The organism is Amycolatopsis decaplanina DSM 44594, from assembly GCF_000342005.1.
Classification (GTDB): Bacteria; Actinomycetota; Actinomycetes; order Mycobacteriales; family Pseudonocardiaceae; genus Amycolatopsis; species Amycolatopsis decaplanina.
This window is the reverse complement of record NZ_AOHO01000020.1, coordinates 85730-101428: the sequence shown is the minus strand read 5'-3', so window position 1 is coordinate 101428 and position 15699 is coordinate 85730. Positions and strand designations below refer to the sequence as shown.

The window sequence follows — 15699 nt, the reverse complement described above, 5'->3', positions numbered from 1 at the left end:
TTCCGCCTCCAGCCACGCGAGTTCCGCCTCCAAGCACGCGTGTCGTCCGTCCAATCACGCGTGTCGCGCCTCTGATCACACGTGTCGTCCATCCACGCCCCCGTGCTGCCCGTGCGCATCAGGCGAACTCGCGTGCTTGGACACGGAACTCGCGTGATCAGAAGGCGAACTCGCCCACCGAACGCGGAAGTGCCCGCCGCAGCGAACCGCGACAGGCACTTCCAGAGCAGAGAGGCTTTACTCGCCCTCGGCTTCACCGTTCTCTTCGGCCGAGCCGGCACCGATGCTGACCGGCGGGGCGTCCGGGACCGACGAGGGCCGGGCTTCGCCGCGGAAGACGAAGTGCGCCTTGTCGTCCTTCTCGCCCTCTTCGTCGTTCCAGCCTTCGACGTCGACCAGGATGATCTGGCCGGGCTGGACCTCGCCGAACAGGATCTTCTCCGACAGCTGGTCCTCGATCTCGCGCTGGATCGTGCGGCGCAGCGGCCGCGCGCCCAGCACCGGGTCGAAGCCGCGCTTGGCGAGCAGCGACTTGGCCTTGGGCGTGAGCTCGAGCTCCATGTCCTTGGCCTTGAGCTGCGTCTCGACCCGGGCGATCATCAGATCGACCATCTCGATGATCTGTTCCTTGGTCAGCTGGTGGAAGACGATGATGTCGTCGATGCGGTTCAGGAACTCGGGCCGGAAATGCTTCTTCATTTCCTCGTTGACCTTTTGCTTCATCTTCTCGTACCGGTTGGTGCTGTCACCGCCGGACGAGAACCCGAGCGAGACGGACTTGGAGATGTCCGAGGTACCCAGGTTCGAGGTGAAGATGAGCACGGTGTTCTTGAAGTCGACCGTACGACCCTGACCGTCGGTGAGACGGCCGTCTTCGAGGACCTGCAGGAGGGTGTTGTAGATCTCCTGGTGGGCCTTCTCGATCTCGTCGAACAGCACCACCGAGAACGGCTTGCGCCGCACCTTCTCGGTCAGCTGGCCGCCCTCTTCGTAGCCGACGTAGCCCGGAGGGGCACCGAAGAGCCGCGAAGCGGTGTAGCGGTCGTGGAACTCGCCCATGTCGATCTGGATGAGCGCGTCGTCCTCGCCGAACAGGAACGCCGCGAGCGCCTTGGACAGCTCGGTCTTACCGACACCGGACGGGCCGGCGAAGATGAACGAGCCGGAGGGGCGCTTCGGGTCCTTCAGGCCGGCGCGGGTACGGCGGATCGCCTGGGAGACGGCCTTGACCGCGTCCTCCTGGCCGATGATCCGCTTGTGCAGCTCCTCCTCCATGCGGAGCAGACGCGTGGTCTCCTCCTCGGTGAGCTTGAACACCGGGATGCCGGTCCAGTTGGCGAGGACCTCGGCGATCTGCTCCTCGTCGACCTCGGCGACGACGTCGAGGTCGCCGTCCTTCCACTGCTTCTCCCGCTCGCCCTTCTGGCCGAGGAGGGTCTTCTCCTCGTCGCGGAGACGGGCGGCGCGCTCGAAGTCCTGCGCGTCTATCGCGGACTCCTTGTCCCTGCGCACGTCGGCGATCTTCTCGTCGAACTCGCGCAGGTCCGGCGGCGCGGTCATGCGGCGGATGCGCATCCGGGCGCCCGCCTCGTCGATCAGGTCGATCGCCTTGTCCGGCAGGAAGCGGTCGTTGATGTAGCGGTCCGCGAGGGTGGCCGCCTGCACCAGCGCGCCGTCGGTGATCGAGACACGGTGGTGCGCCTCGTACCGGTCGCGGAGACCCTTCAGGATCTCGATCGTGTGCTCGAGCGACGGCTCGCCGACCTGGATCGGCTGGAAGCGGCGCTCCAGCGCGGCGTCCTTCTCGATGTACTTGCGGTACTCCTCGAGGGTGGTCGCGCCGATCGTCTGCAGCTCGCCACGGGCCAGCATCGGCTTCAGGATCGACGCGGCGTCGATCGCGCCCTCGGCGGCACCCGCGCCGACGAGCGTGTGCAGCTCGTCGATGAACAGGATGATGTCGCCGCGGGTCTTGATCTCCTTGAGCACCTTCTTGAGGCGCTCTTCGAAGTCACCGCGGTACCGGGAACCGGCGACCAGGGAGCCGAGGTCGAGGGTGTAGAGCTGCTTGTCCTTCAGCGTCTCGGGGACCTCGCCCTTGACGATGTTCTGCGCGAGCCCTTCGACGACGGCGGTCTTGCCGACGCCGGGCTCACCGATCAGGACCGGGTTGTTCTTGGTGCGCCGCGACAGCACCTGCATGACCCGCTCGATCTCTTTGCCCCGGCCGATGACCGGGTCGAGCTTGCCTTCGCGGGCCTGGACGGTCAGGTTGCGGCCGAACTGGTCGAGCACCAGCGACGACGACGGGGTGCCTTCACCGCGTCCGGAGCCGGTCTCGGTCGACTCCTTGCCACCCTGGTAGCCCGACAGCAGCTGCAGGACCTGCTGACGCACCCGGTTGAGGTCCGCGCCGAGCTTGACGAGCACCTGTGCGGCGACGCCTTCTCCCTCGCGGATCAGCCCGAGCAGGATGTGCTCGGTGCCGATGTAGTTGTGGCCGAGCTGCAGCGCTTCACGCAGCGACAGCTCAAGCACCTTCTTGGCCCGCGGGGTGAAGGGGATGTGCCCGCTCGGGGCCTGCTGCCCCTGGCCGATGATCTCCTCGACCTGCTGGCGGACGCCCTCCAGCGCGATGCCCAGCGATTCCAGCGCCTTGGCGGCGACACCTTCACCCTCGTGGATCAGACCCAGGAGGATGTGCTCGGTGCCGATGTAGTTGTGGTTGAGCATCCTGGCCTCTTCTTGGGCCAGGACGACCACCCGCCTCGCGCGGTCGGTGAACCTCTCAAACATGTGCACTCCCTCGACTGCTGCGACGGCGGCCCGTTTCCATCGTGCTTTCACCGCGATGGATTCAGCACCGTGAGACCACTCTAGTAGCCATGCGGTCGCGCTGGCGTACCACTACGGCTGATTGCGGCCCGTTCGCGCCCCGGCCGTTCTCCGGCCGTGCGCTCTTTCATCTTCCGGTTGCCCTGCACCTTTACGTCAAGCACAACGCGCGAACGCGTGCCCGGATTCCGCCGGACGCGCGTTGTCCGCTGAGCGCGAACACGGTCTGCGAGCAAGGTCTGCCCAGTGGATGGACACCCGACCGGAGTAGTCACCGACCGCATGTAAGGTTAGGCGTACCTAATGGCGGGAGGTCGGCGTGTCGCATCACCACACGCTCGCGTCCGCCGAAGACGGGCTCCGGGCCTCCCTCTCGAGGATGCCCGAGGACGCCCGGCTCCGCGCGGACGTGCCGGAGGGCGAACCGGACTGGGTCGGCTGCGGTGACCTGCTCGGCGAACCGGCCCGTCTCTTGCGCTGGCGTGAGCGTCTCGGCGGCTGGCTGGCCGGGCGGTATCCGGAGGCGGACCGGGTCCCCGAGCGGACCTCGGCGAGCTGGATCCTGTCCTGGTACCTGCACGTCCCGGCCTTCGCCGGCGCGATGCTGCTCCATCACGAACGCCGCGTCCCGTCGCTCGCGCCGTCCGCACTGGCCTTCCGGATCGGCGCCGACCGGCCGCACCCCGACTCGGTCGCCGTCCTGGGCGGCGGCTTCCACTGCCTGCCGACAGACCCGGGTTCGGCACATCCGAGGGCCGCCGTGGTCCCGGACGAGCGGGCGCTGGCGACCGTGCTTCGGGGCCGCTTCGTCGCGCACGCGAGCCGGTTCATCGACGTCTACGGGCCGCTGACGAGGCTCGGACGGCGGCAGTTGTGGGCGGCCGCCACGGACGCGCTCGACAACGCGCTGTGGTCGGCCGGCCGGCTGGGCGGATCCCCGGAGGCTGAGGGCGCCGGGGTCGCGGACGCCGCGCTGGTCCTCGAAGCGCGGTTCCCGCCGCTGACGTCGGCGTCGAAGCTGACGCTGGTTTCGGGAGCCGGCGGACACCGCGAGTGGACGAGAAACCGCGAAAGCTGTTGTTTCTCCTACCTGCTGCCCGCGGAACCGGAATGCGGTGGTTGTCCGCGAATCCGCTAAGAGGTCCAGCCGGGATCCCGTCCCGTCGCGCCCAGCGCGCGCTCGAACGTCGTCGCGCCTTCCGCGACGGGTACTTCTTCGCCGTACACCTTCATCGCCCGAGCCTGATCGCCCATCGCCACAGCGGACGCGAGCACGGCTTCGGCCGCTTCGGGCGCGACGTCGAGGGAGCGGCCGGTCGCCTTCGCCAGGTCCCAGCCGTGGAAGACGAACTCGCCGAGCACCATGTCGCCGACGATCGAGGCCGGCATCTCCGCCGTGCCGAGCGCCGTCATGCCCTGCCACGCCCCGGGCGCACCGAAGACGTCCACGAGCCGCGCGGTCTGCTTCTCGATGGCACTGAGCCATTCGTCGTCGACGAGCCCCGCCTCGGCCTCACCGGAGGACACCTCCGGCGGTGCGACCTTGCGCCCGGCGGCTTCGAGCCAAGGACCCCAGTAGAGAAGGTGGTTCAGCAACGCGCGGACGTCGTAGCCGGCGCACGGGGTGCGGGCGGAGAGGTCGGACTCGCCGGTCTCGCGCAGGATTCCGGCGAATTCCGCGGCGGCGGGGGCGATCAGGGCAGCGTGTTCGGACATGCGGGCATGAACTCACGGGATCCGGCGCACTGTCTTGAAGAAACGCGACAGGATTAGGTTGCTCCGGTGAGCGGGCATCGGATCCCGGCGGGGATCGTCAACGCGCGGGAAGCGGACGCGAAGTTCAGCCTCGTCCGCCATCGGCCCGCGCCGGACCTGCGCCCGTTCGTCGACCACCACTGGGTGCTGCGCTGGGATCTGAGCGGCCGCCCGCCCCATGAGCAGGTGGTACTGCCCAATCTCGCGGTGAACGTCACGTTCTTCCGCGACGCGGCAGGCGCGTTCGGGCCGGGGAAACGGCCTTTCCGCTACGTCGTCGAGGGCACGGACCACGGTATCGGTGTGCGATTCCGGCCCGGCGCTTTCCGGGCATTCCTCACCGGTCCGGTCACGATGATCTCCGGCGGTTCCGTTCCGCTCACCGATCTCTTCCCCGGTACCGGACCAGTGATGGAATCGGTACGGAATGCGACGGACGACTTCGAAATGGTCCTGGCGGCGGAGGAACTGCTCCTCGCGAAACACCCCGTGCTCACCACCGCGGCCAGGACGGCCATCGAAGCGGTGGAAACAATCTCGGCCGAACCGGCCATTACCCGGGTCGGCGAGCTGTCACGCCGGACAGGTCTGTCTCGGCGAAGCCTGCAACGCCTGTTCGCCGAACACGTCGGAACCGCCCCCAAATGGGCGATTCAGGTATACCGATTGAACGAAGCGGCGGCACGGATCGCCGCCGAGGAACGGCCGGACTACGCGGAACTGGCGACAGAGCTGGGCTATAGCGACCAAGCGCACTTCATCCGGGATTTCCGCTCCGTGACCGGATGGGTGCCCACCGAGTACGCCCGCTTGAACCGTGTACAAGAACAAGAAAGCCGCCGGGAAAAGTTTCCCGGCGGCCGTCAGGTCTGAAAGACCTCAGTTCTTCTTGTGGTATGCCTCCACGACCTCGGACGGGATACGTCCGCGGTCGGAAACCTGGAAGCCGTTCTTGCGGGCCCAGGCGCGAATGGCCTGGTTCTGCTCGCGGTCCACGGTCGCGGGACGGGCGGCGGCCTTCACTCCGGCGACCGGACGAATGGCGGTGCGCTTACGGCCACCCGCACGACGGGCGTGCTCCACATACTGGGCCAGCGCGTCACGAAGCTCTTCCGCGTTTTCCGCGGAAAGGTCGATCTGGTAGCTCACACCGTCCAAACCGAACTCGACGGTCTCTTCCGCCTCAGTGCCGTCGAGGTCGTCGACGAGCGAGACGAGCACCTTCTGTGCCATCTGTTTCCTCCTGCTGGGGGCTTACACGAATGATCTGGTACGGGGCATGCCCCGGACAGAAGACTTTGTCTAGCGACATTAATACCCGCTACCGAGTCATAACGCAAATCTCGTTTACGAGAACGATCGAGGTATCTGTCACGCGGACGGGTTATTCAGGTCGGACGAGCGGGAACAGGATGGTCTCCCTGATACCGAGGCCGGTCAGCGCCATCAGCAACCGGTCGATCCCCATTCCGACACCACCGCTCGGCGGCATTCCGTACTCCAGCGCGCGGAGGAAATCCTCATCCAGGTTCATGGCCTCACTATCGCCCTGCGCACCCAGCCGCGCCTGTTCCACCAGACGCTGACGCTCCACCACGGGATCGACCAGCTCGGAGTATCCGGTGGCCAGTTCGAATCCGCGCACGTACAGATCCCACTTCTCGGCGACCCCCGGCTTGCTGCGATGTTGCCTGGTCAGCGGGGATGTCTCGACCGGAAAATCACGGACAAAAGTCGGTTCGTGAAGATGATCGCCGACGAGATGTTCCCAAAGTTCTTCGACGAGTTTGCCGTGGCCTAACTTCGGGTCGAGCTCCAGCTCTCGCGCTTCGGCATAGGAACGCAGCTTGTCCGCCGATGTCTCGGGAGTGACCTCTTCCGACAACGACTCGGACAACGACTCGTACATTCCGAGCGTGGTCCACTCGCCGGACAGGTCGTACTCCGAACCGTCGGCGAGAGTGACCACCTGGGTACCGAGAACGTTCTGCGCCGCCTCCTGGATGAGCTGGCGCGTCATCACCGCGTTGGAGTCATAGGTCGCATACGCTTCGTAGTACTCGAGCATGGCGAACTCGGGCGAGTGCGACGAGTCACTGCCCTCGTTCCGGAAGTTCCGGTTGATCTCGAAGACCTTCTCGATACCGCCGACCACGCAACGCTTGAGGTACAGCTCCGGCGCGATCCTCAGGTACAGATCGAGGTCGAAGGCATTCGAATGCGTGACGAATGGCCGGGCCGCCGCGCCCCCGTGCAGCGTTTGCAGCATCGGGGTCTCGACCTCGAGGAATCCCCGGCCGTGGAACGAGTCACGCAGGGAACGCAGCACGCCGGCACGGGTACGGACCACGTCCCGTGCCTTGGGACGCACGATCAGATCGACATAACGCTGCCGGATGCGCGTTTCCTCGGCGAGGTCTTTGTGCGCCACGGGCAACGGGCGCAATGCTTTCGACGTGATCCGCCAGGAGTCTGCCATCACGGAAAGCTCACCGCGCTTGGAGGTGATGACCTCGCCCTCGACGAATACGTGATCACCGAGATCGACATCGGACTTCCATGCCGCGAGCGCGTCCTCGCCCACCTTCGCGAGGCTGAGCATCGCCTGCAACTCGGTGCCATCACCTTCACGGAGACTTGCGAAACACAGTTTGCCGGTATTGCGCATGTACATGACCCGGCCGGTGATACCGACGACGTCGCCGGTGGCGGTGTCGACAGGGAGACCGGAATGCTTCGCGCGCACTTCGGCCAGCGAGTGCGTCCGGGGCACCTCGACCGGATACGGATCGATACCCTCCGCGATTATCCGGTCGCGCTTGTCCCGGCGCACCCGCATCTGTTCCGGCAGGTCTTCGTCGGGGCTCACGCCCTCGGATGCGGGGATTTCAGTCATGGCGCACAGCGTACGAACCCGCCGGTTCCCTACGCCAACCGGATTACCTTTTCCTCGTCCGGACCGGCCGGTTTTCTCTCCATTAACCTTGAGCTCGTGAACTCATCCACTCCCGGCATCGAACCCGAACTGCACGCACGCCGCGCCGCCTCGTTCGGCGCGGAGGCCGCCGCCTATGCCGCACATCGGCCGGACTATCCGGAAAAGGCACTGGCCTGGGGGCTGGCCGGCGCCCGGCGCTCACCGGAACGGGTACTGGACCTCGCGGCAGGGACCGGCAAGGTCAGCGAAGGGCTGCTCGCACTGGGCGTCGCGGTCACGGCGGTCGAGCCGGACGACAAGATGCTCGCGGAACTCACGAAGACACTCCCCGCCGTGGCCCCGCTCATCGGGACGGCCGAAGAGATCCCGCTGCCGGACGGGTCCGTGGACGCCGTGGTCGTCGGCCAAGCCGTCCACTGGTTCGACCTCGACCGGGCCTACCCGGAGATGGCCAGGGTGCTGAAACCGGGTGGAGTCGTTGCCGCGCTGTGGAACCACGACGACGAGTCGGCGGGCTGGCTGGCGGAGCTGAACACGCTGATCAAGACGTCGATGAGCAGACGCTGGCTGAGCGACTACGAATCTCTGCCAGAGTACGAGGCCTTCGAGCCGTTCGAAAAGAAGACGTTCGGCCACAAACAGCCCAGGACGGCCGAAACCCTGGTGGCGACTCTCGCCACCCATTCGCACATGCTGGTGGCCACGGCGGAGGAACGCGAAGCCAAACTTCGCACGGCGCGGGAATTCCTCGACCGGAATCCGGAAACCGCCTCGGGGCAATTCGACCTGCCGATCACCACCACCGTCTTCCGGGCGCGTAAGCGATGACCGACTGGAAGGCCGCCTTCACGGCGACCTTCGACGCCCCCGCGTCGGAAGTGTCCGCTCGGATCTGGGCCGAGGTGTACGGCGACGAGTACCCCGCCGAGCTGGACACCTACAGCTTCGTGACCCGGTCCGACCTGCACCGCATCGCGGCCGAGGCGCGGCTGGAACCGCGTGGGCGGCTCGCCGACATCGGCTGTGGACGCGGCGGTCCCGGACTGTGGGTCGCCGCGCGCACCTACGCGACGCTCACCGGCGTCGACATCGCGGAGACGGCGCTGGCGTCGGCACGGCGTCGCGCGGAGGCGATGGATGTCGAAGCGACCGATTTCCGGGTCGGCGATTTTCAGGCCACCGGCCTGGAGGACGCGTCGTTCGAAGCGGTGATGAGCGTCGACGCGCTCCTGTTCGCTCCCGACAAACGACGCGCCTGCGAGGAGTTCGCGCGCATCCTCGTGCCCGGTGGGCGATTGCTTGTCACGACCTGGGACTTCGACGGGCAACCGGTGAACCGGCCGCCTCAGGTGGCCGACCACCGGCCGCTGCTGGAAGCGGCCGGATTCGACGTCCTCTCCTATGAGGAGACGCCGGACTGGCGGGCGCGGCAGCGGCGGACCATGGAACTGTCGTCGCTTCACGCCACCGCAATTAGTCACCTGGATGCGGTGGTCGCGCGTGCGACCACCGCATCCAGGTGACTAATTGCGGTGGTTCCGGTCGTAGACCAGCCGCAGGCCCAGCAGCGTCAGATCCGGCACATGCTCGGTGATCGTCTCCGACTCCTCCAGCACCAGCGGGGCAAGACCGCCCGTCGCGATCACCGCGACCGGATCCGCCCCGCCCGGCGAGAGCTCGCGCTTGATCCGTTTCACCAGGCCGTCGACCTGGCCGGCGAAACCGTAGAGGATGCCGGATTGCAGGCATTCCACGGTGTTCTTCCCGATCACCGACCGCGGCGGCACCAGTTCCACCTTGCGCAGCGCCGCGGCCCGCGCGGCCAGCGCGTCGACCGAGATCTCGATGCCGGGTGCGAACGCGCCGCCGAGGAACTCGCCCTTGGCGGAGATGGCGTCCACATTGGTCGAAGTCCCGAAATCCACCACCACACAGGCGGTGGAAGGGTGCAGATGGTGCGCGGCCAGGGTGTTCACCAGCCTGTCCGCGCCCACCTCCTTGGGGTTGTCGACCAGGAGCGGCACGCCGGTGCGCACCCCCGGCTCGATGACGATCTTCGGCAGCCCGGCGTAGTACCGCGAAAGCATGACGCGCAGTTCCCGCAGCACGGCGGGAACCGTGGACAACGCGCTGATCCCGGTGATCGCGTCCGCGTGCGAGCCGAGGAGCCCGCGCATGGTCAGCGCGAGCTCGTCGGCGGTCATCCGCGCGTCGGTGCGCATGCGCCAGTCACCGGCCAGCTCGTTTCCGGAGTACAGCCCGAGAACGATGTTGGTGTTGCCGACGTCCACCGTGAGCAGCAAGGGCTCAGCTTTCGGCGTGCAGCAGCGCGTCGAGACGGCGGGCGTCGGCGGTTTCGGCGACCGGGAAGGTCATCGTGTCGTCGTCGGCCAGCGTCACGGTGCCGCTCATCAGACCGGAACCCTCCGGCGCGTGCCCGGGGTTGGCGCCCTTCTCGACGATCCGGTTGTCCGCGTCGACGAAGACGACCCGCGGTCGGAACGCGGCCGCCTCGGCGTTCTCCATCTGCGCGTACGAAATCAGGATCACCAGATCGCCGGGGTGCACCAGATGCGCCGCGGCGCCGTTGATACCGAGCACCCCGCTGCCGCGTTCGCCCGCGATCACGTAGGTCTCGAGCCGCGCGCCGTTGGTGACGTCCACAATGGACACCTGTTCACCCGGCAGCAGATCCGCCGCGTCCATCAGGTCCTCGTCGACGGTCACCGATCCGACGTAGTGGAGATCGGCCTGGGTGACCGTCGCCCTATGGATCTTCGATTTCAGCATCGTGCGATACATCGTGGACTCTCCCTATTCCCCTGCGTCCAGCGCGTGTTCCGGATGATCCACGGCCGCGCCGAGCACCACCGGGACGTTGTCGATCAGCCGGGTACTCCCCACCCTGGCCGCGATCAGCAACCGCGCCTCACCGTCGACGGGCGCGGGCCCGAGGTCGGTTCCCCTCAATTCCAGATAGTCGACCTCGACCGCGGGTCGCGCGGCGAGGGTCTGCCTGGCGGTCGCCAGCACGGCTTCCGCGCCGTCGCGTCCGACGAAGGCACCCGCGGTGAGTGCCGCCGACAACACGATCGCGTCCTCGCGCTGTTCCGGAGTCAGGTAGACGTTGCGCGAGGACAACGCCAGCCCGTCGCGCTCCCTGACCGTCGGCACCCCGATGACGCGGGTGTCGAAGTTCAGGTCACGCACCATCTTCTTGATCAGCACCAGCTGCTGGTAGTCCTTCTCCCCGAAGAAGGCGTAGTCCGGCCGCACGATGTTGAACAGTTTCGCCACCACGGTCAGCACGCCGGCGAAATGCCCCGGCCGCACCGCTCCTTCCAGCTCGTCGCCGAGCTCGCCGGGGTGCACCGTGACGGTGGCCCCGTCGGGATACAGATCCGACGCCTTGGGCAGGAAACCCAGTTCGACGCCGTCCTCCTTCAGCACCTCGAGGTCCTTGTCCAGCGGACGCGGGTACGCCTCGAAGTCCTCGCCCTCCCCGAACTGCAGGGGATTCACGAAGATCGACGTCGCGACGACCGTGTTCGGCAGCCGCTTCGCCCGGCGGATCAGCTCGCGGTGCCCCGCGTGCAGGGCGCCCATCGTGGGCACCAGCGCGACCTTGCGGCCGACGCCGTGCAGGGCACGCGTCACCTGGCTGATCTGCTCCGGCGGCTGGAAGGTGTGCAGTGTGCCTCGGGCGAATTTCGGTGTGGTCACTGGTTTTGCTGCCCTTCGGCGGGGTCTGCGGGATCGGCGGGATCACTGAGGAGTCCGGTGAGCTCGGCGGCGGCCGAGGCGTCCAAGAGCCCGGCGGCGTCGCCGCGCACCAGCGTGCGCTTGGCCAGCGCGCGATAGCTCGGGGCGATGTCGGGGCCATGTTCGGCCAGCACCGCGAGATGCTTGCGCACGGTGCCGAGATCACCACGGGCCACCGGCCCGGTCAGCGCCCGGTCCCCGTGTCGCAGAACATTATCCAACGCCGCCGACAACAACGGAGCCACCAGGCGTTCGGGCTGGGCGATTCCCGCCCCCCGCAACAGTTCCGCGCAGTCGGCGACCAGTGTCATCAGGTGGTTCGCGCCGTGCGCCAGCGCCGCGTGATAGAGCGCCCGCGCCTCGTCGGGGACCCGGACGGGCTCCGCGCCCATCTCCACGGTCAGCGCCTCACCGACGTTCCATGCCGCTTCGTCACCCTCTGTCGCCGTGACGCCGAAGCTGCAGGCGGCCAGCCGGTCGAGGTCTTCGGGACGGCCGGTGAAGGTCATCACGGGGTGCAGGGCCAGCGGCAGCGCCCCGGCCTCGGCGGCGGGCGCGAGGACGTCGATGCCGTGCGACCCGGAGGTGTGCACGACGATCTGCCCCGGCCGCAGGGACCCGGTGGCGACGAAACCGCGCACCATCCCGGCGAGCGCGTCGTCCGGCAAGGCCAGCAAGACCAGGTCGGCACGGCGGGCGACCTCGTCGGGCGGCAGGAGGGGCACGTCCGGGAGCAGTTGCTCCGCACGGCGCACCGAAGCGTCGGAAAGGCCCGAAGCGGCGACTACCGTGTGCCCGGCCCTGGCGAGCGCGGCGCCGACGACACTGCCGACCCGGCCCGCGGAAACGATGCCCACGGCCAGGCGAGCGGGCCTCATCATGGCGTGCGCCAGTGGACGCTCATGGTCGAAAACTCCTCAACTCGTTCCAGTCCCGCTCTGCGGTCGCGGGTACCGGACGACGGCGCGAGGGTAACCCTCCGGCCCGTGTCTGAACCGGCCCTCGTGACCAGCTTCACCTGACAGTGGTCACCCGCGCGGCGCGCCATCGGCCAGCCGTACGGCCTCGGCACGCGACGTCTTGAGCACCTGCAGCAGTTCACGCTGACGCTGTTTCGCCTCGTCGGTCAGCTTCCTGCCGCGCCGCAGGAACGCGAGTTCGGTCACGCTGGCCTGGTAGCGGCCGACGGCCTTCGCCGCTTCCCGTCCCGACTGCTTCCGCGCCTGCTTCCGCCACGACCGCCGACCGGAGAGGCTGGCCAGCAGTGAAACCTCGGAAGGGGCGATCCAGCGCGCCTCGACCATCATCGGCAACGCGGCCGCGACGATCCGCTGCTCGCGGCGCCGCTGCATGACCACCACCGAGAAGACCCCGATGAACAGCGGCACCATGATCAGGAAGTAGACGTTCAGGAAGGTCTTGGCGCCCCCGAGCAGCGCGGCACCGTTCCACAGCGCGTGCAGCAGCACGGCGACGATGTACCCGCCGATCGGCGCCAGGATCCGCAGCGAGCGGACCTTGCTGCTCGCGGCGACACCCAGACCGATCCCGGTCATCACGGCGAACAGCGGATGCGTGAACGGCGAGAGCACGCCGCGGAGGAAGAACGCCGCGAGCACGCCGGCGCTCGTGCCGTCGCCGAAGCCGTGCTCGGCGAAGGCGCGGCCGAAGTAATAGATGTTCTCGGTGAAGGCGAAACCCGCCGCGGTGAACCCGGCGTAGACGATGCCGTCCACGACACCGTCGAACTCGTCCGGGCGGCGCCACCACAGCAACAGGATGAAGGCGGCCTTCGCGGCCTCCTCGACCAGCGGCGCGGAGACCAGTCCACTGATCCTGCCCCCGCCGCCACTGCCGAGCAGCAGGTCACCCACGGCCTCCGCGCCGCTGTTGAGCAGCAGCGCGATGATCGTCGCGACGCACGCGCCCCAGACGAAGGACAGCAGCAGGAGTTTCGGCGGTTCCGGTTCCCAGCGGTCGACCCACAGGAACGCGGTGACCACCACGGCGACCGGGACCAGCGCCGCGAGCACGCCGATCCCCACGGCGAGCGGGCCGACCTTCTCGGTCACCGTGCCGAAGACGAACAGCCCGCACAGCGCGACGGCGATCAGCCCGAGCACCGGCAGCAGCACGGTGATCGACCGAGGCCGGCGGATCCGGTCGAGACCGGGCGCCGGGGAGGAAGGCTCGCTCACAGCGGGTCACCCTACCGTCGGTACGGGACACGAGCGGTACGTGGAGCTTGTAGTGCGTGGCGGCACCCGGCCACACGCGTGAACCCGCTGTGTCGATTTCAGTAGCGGGTTCACCTATCGGACGCGGTCAGTCTTCGGCGCGCCGCCTGCGCCGCGGGGTGGACTCGTTCGCGCCGTTGGCGGCGAGCAGGTCCATCACCGACCGGCCGGACGCGTGAGATCCCGCGGCGGGGGTCTCCGGACGGCTGTGCGACGACCCGTTGCGGGACGGCGTCTCGTCTTCGTCCGGCTTCGCCCGCCTGCCGCCGTGACGGCCGCCCGAGGACTCGCCGCTCTGCCAGGCCGGGGGCTCACCGTCCGGACGGCGGCGGCGGCCACCACCGGTGGGCTCCGGGACGTCCGGGGCCGGAGTGAGCGAGACCGAGGAGTCCTCCGCCGCCCGGCGACGGCGGCCACCACCGCCGTTCTGCGCGAGGCGGATCTCTTCGGGCAGCGTCGGGTTGACCACGGGCGGCTCCTCGGCGGGCGGGGAGCTGTGCCGCGACGGCACCTCGGCCGCCGGACGGCGCACCGGTTCGGGCTCCGGTTGCCGCACAGGCTCGGCCCGGCGAGGCGGTTCGGACACGGCCGGGATCGACGGCGGGGCCGGCGGCTCCGGGTCACGACGCGGCTCGGGGCGCGGCTCCGGGCGCGGTTCCGGCCGAGGCAGGGAAGCCGACGGCTGGGGCTTCGAGGGCGGCGCGGGACGCAGCCGGTCCTGGAAGTCGTCCTTCCGGGGGAACGCCGCGCTCAGGTCGGAGACCGGGCGCTCCTGCGCCCACGACGGCTTCCACTCACCGGTGGTCTCCATCGGCTCCGGCGTGGCGGGTTTGTTCGCGGGCGGCGGTGTGCCACCGGCAGGACGGGACCGTTCGACCGGCTTCATCCCAGGGCGGGTCAGGCCGAGCTCGCGGTTCGGCCGGGGACGGTCCGGCTCGACCTTCTTGACCGGCTTCGCCTGCGCGGCGGGCTTCACCGGCGGCGTCTGTTTACGGGTCTGCTCCTCGGGCCGCGTCGCGGGAGGACGCTGCACGGTGCCGGCGTCTAGACGCTGCTGTAGCGAAGCCTGCTGCGGGCGACGCGGCGGTTCGTTGCGCTGGGGCTCCGGCCGCGGAGGTTCCGGACGCTGCGGCTGCCGGGCGATGGTGGGCATCGACGGCTGCGAGACCTCGGCGCGCGACACATCCGGCGTGGACGGGCGGGACACCTCGGCCGGCGTCACCGGCGGCGGGGTCTTGCGCGGGGCGTCGACCCTCGGCATCGGCCGGGAGATCTCGGCGGGCGACATCCCGGGGTTCGACATCTCGAGCCGCTCACGGCGGGCGGCTTCGGCGGCGAGCGCTTCGGCCGCCTTCGAGGCGCGGGCGTCCGCCTTGCGCATACTGCGGCGGGTCGATTCGTCGACCGGCTTCGGCCGCTGGACCTGATTGCTCTGGCCGTAGCCGTTGGCGCCGTTGACCTGGCCGTTCGCCGGTTTGCGGCGGGCAGCGGGCGGAGTACCTGCCCGCGCGGAAGCGGGTTCGAGGACCCGGTCGATCATCTCGGTCGGGCGTTCGCGCTCGCGTTCACGCTCGTCGACGTCGATCGTGGTGCTCTTGGCCGCCATGAGCTGGGGTTTGCCGTTGCCGTTCTCGGACCCCGCGCTCATCAGCTGCTTGTTGTCGAGGGACCGCATCCGGGTGGCCTGCGCGGTGAGCGCGACGCGTTCGAGGAGCACCTCGCCGCCGAAGAGCGACTGGAGGCTTTCACGCAGGGCGCTCACCTCGGCTCTGAGCGCTTCGAGTTCGTCGTGGGAGCGGCTCTCGGCGGCCTGACGGCTCTCCGCTTCGATCTCCAGCTCGAACTCGCGGCGGGCGGCGATCTCGCGTTCCAGCTCCAGCTCGTAGACGGCCTGTGCCTCGGCGACGGCGTCCTCGCTCTGTGACACGTGCTTGCGGTAGCGGACCGCCAGGAACGCACCGATCAAGGCGGCCCACAGCGCCGCGACGATCCCCAGACGCAAGTAGCGGAGGTCGTCGGAAAGCACCAATGCGAGAGTCGCGCCGACGGCGAGAACCAAGCCGACGACCAGCCACGGCCTACCCGCAAGGCGGCCACGCGAGTCGTCACCCACCCCGGTCATGCCCAACACCGTACCTTCTAGTAATCCGAACGAGACCTAGTCGGTACTTC

At 68.4% G+C, this 15699-nt stretch carries 14 protein-coding genes; 4 read left to right on the top strand and 10 right to left on the bottom strand.

Features of this window, described 5'->3' with window-relative positions; genetic code table 11:
* Positions 1-237: 237 nt before the first annotated feature.
* The gene (locus H074_RS03030; protein WP_007028544.1) at positions 238-2796 is read right to left on the bottom strand and encodes an ATP-dependent Clp protease ATP-binding subunit; all 2559 of its coding nucleotides are present in this window, start codon (positions 2794-2796) and stop codon (positions 238-240) included.
* A 358-nt stretch (positions 2797-3154) separates the two neighbouring features.
* On the opposite strand from H074_RS03030, the gene H074_RS03025 reads away from it, so the two are divergent.
* Positions 3155-3973: a (2Fe-2S)-binding protein gene (locus H074_RS03025; RefSeq protein WP_007028543.1), complete on the top strand. Its 819-nt coding sequence runs from the start codon at positions 3155-3157 to the stop codon at positions 3971-3973.
* On the opposite strand, the gene H074_RS03020 is transcribed toward H074_RS03025, so the two are convergent.
* The gene (locus tag H074_RS03020) at positions 3970-4551 is read right to left on the bottom strand and encodes a TIGR03086 family metal-binding protein (RefSeq protein WP_007028542.1); all 582 of its coding nucleotides are present in this window, start codon (positions 4549-4551) and stop codon (positions 3970-3972) included. The two genes, H074_RS03025 and H074_RS03020, sit on opposite strands and share 4 nt — an antisense overlap.
* Positions 4552-4617: 66 nt before the next feature.
* Here H074_RS03020 and H074_RS03015 point away from each other — a divergent pair, with 66 nt between their 5' ends.
* A complete protein-coding gene (locus H074_RS03015) occupies positions 4618-5463 on the top strand; it encodes a helix-turn-helix domain-containing protein (protein WP_007028541.1) in 846 nt (281 codons plus the stop codon).
* Between the two features lie 6 nt (positions 5464-5469).
* Here H074_RS03015 and H074_RS03010 read toward each other — a convergent pair whose 3' ends face one another.
* Together H074_RS03010 and lysS are read right to left on the bottom strand one after the other, a co-directional pair.
* On the bottom strand, positions 5470-5823 hold the full coding sequence (locus H074_RS03010; RefSeq protein WP_005165380.1) for a histone-like nucleoid-structuring protein Lsr2: 354 nt from the start codon (positions 5821-5823) through the stop codon (positions 5470-5472).
* Between the two features lie 151 nt (positions 5824-5974).
* Positions 5975-7486 (bottom strand): lysine--tRNA ligase, encoded by a 1512-nt coding sequence (gene lysS / locus H074_RS03005; RefSeq protein ID WP_039921342.1) that lies wholly within the window; start codon positions 7484-7486, stop codon positions 5975-5977.
* A gap of 96 nt (positions 7487-7582) precedes the next feature.
* Here lysS and H074_RS03000 point away from each other — a divergent pair, with 96 nt between their 5' ends.
* Both H074_RS03000 and H074_RS02995 read left to right on the top strand, forming a co-directional pair.
* Complete coding sequence (locus H074_RS03000) at positions 7583-8356, top strand: class I SAM-dependent methyltransferase (RefSeq protein WP_007028539.1); 774 nt, start codon at positions 7583-7585, stop codon at positions 8354-8356.
* Positions 8353-9051 carry a class I SAM-dependent methyltransferase gene (locus H074_RS02995; RefSeq protein ID WP_007028538.1) on the top strand — a complete coding sequence of 233 codons (699 nt, stop codon included), beginning with the start codon at positions 8353-8355 and terminating at the stop codon, positions 9049-9051. Before H074_RS03000 ends, H074_RS02995 begins: the two co-directional genes overlap by 4 nt.
* Here the strand turns inward: H074_RS02995 and H074_RS02990 are convergent, their stop codons facing one another.
* From H074_RS02990 to H074_RS02965, 6 genes are all read right to left on the bottom strand, one after another.
* A complete protein-coding gene (locus tag H074_RS02990; protein WP_007028537.1) occupies positions 9052-9831 on the bottom strand; it encodes a type III pantothenate kinase in 780 nt (259 codons plus the stop codon). It lies immediately after the preceding gene.
* A 4-nt stretch (positions 9832-9835) separates the two neighbouring features.
* A complete protein-coding gene (panD, locus tag H074_RS02985) occupies positions 9836-10330 on the bottom strand; it encodes an aspartate 1-decarboxylase (protein ID WP_007028536.1) in 495 nt (164 codons plus the stop codon).
* Positions 10331-10342: 12 nt separating this feature from the next.
* Positions 10343-11251, bottom strand: coding sequence for a pantoate--beta-alanine ligase (gene panC / locus H074_RS02980; protein ID WP_007028535.1), 909 nt, complete (start codon positions 11249-11251; stop codon positions 10343-10345).
* Positions 11248-12183, bottom strand: coding sequence for a Rossmann-like and DUF2520 domain-containing protein (locus H074_RS02975; protein WP_420805360.1), 936 nt, complete (start codon positions 12181-12183; stop codon positions 11248-11250). The genes panC and H074_RS02975 overlap by 4 nt, the downstream gene beginning before the upstream one ends.
* Before the next feature lie 135 nt (positions 12184-12318).
* Positions 12319-13488 carry a PrsW family intramembrane metalloprotease gene (locus H074_RS02970; protein WP_007028533.1) on the bottom strand — a complete coding sequence of 390 codons (1170 nt, stop codon included), beginning with the start codon at positions 13486-13488 and terminating at the stop codon, positions 12319-12321.
* Between the two features lie 127 nt (positions 13489-13615).
* Positions 13616-15649, bottom strand: a complete 2034-nt coding sequence (locus tag H074_RS02965; RefSeq protein WP_007028532.1) for a DUF6779 domain-containing protein — start codon at positions 15647-15649, stop codon at positions 13616-13618.
* Positions 15650-15699: the final 50 nt, after the last annotated feature.

What these genes read in the sequence shown, in the direction of transcription:
- H074_RS03030 (WP_007028544.1), bottom strand. Translation starts at nt 2,796, where the DNA reads ATGTTTGAGAGGTTCACCGACCGCGCGAGGCGGGTGGTCGTCCTGGCC.
- panD (WP_007028536.1), bottom strand. Translation starts at nt 10,330, where the DNA reads ATGTATCGCACGATGCTGAAATCGAAGATCCATAGGGCGACGGTCACC.
- H074_RS02995 (WP_007028538.1), top strand. Translation starts at nt 8,353, where the DNA reads ATGACCGACTGGAAGGCCGCCTTCACGGCGACCTTCGACGCCCCCGCG.
- lysS (WP_039921342.1), bottom strand. Translation starts at nt 7,486, where the DNA reads ATGACTGAAATCCCCGCATCCGAGGGCGTGAGCCCCGACGAAGACCTG.
- H074_RS03010 (WP_005165380.1), bottom strand. Translation starts at nt 5,823, where the DNA reads ATGGCACAGAAGGTGCTCGTCTCGCTCGTCGACGACCTCGACGGCACT.
- H074_RS03020 (WP_007028542.1), bottom strand. Translation starts at nt 4,551, where the DNA reads ATGTCCGAACACGCTGCCCTGATCGCCCCCGCCGCCGCGGAATTCGCC.
- H074_RS02965 (WP_007028532.1), bottom strand. Translation starts at nt 15,649, where the DNA reads ATGACCGGGGTGGGTGACGACTCGCGTGGCCGCCTTGCGGGTAGGCCG.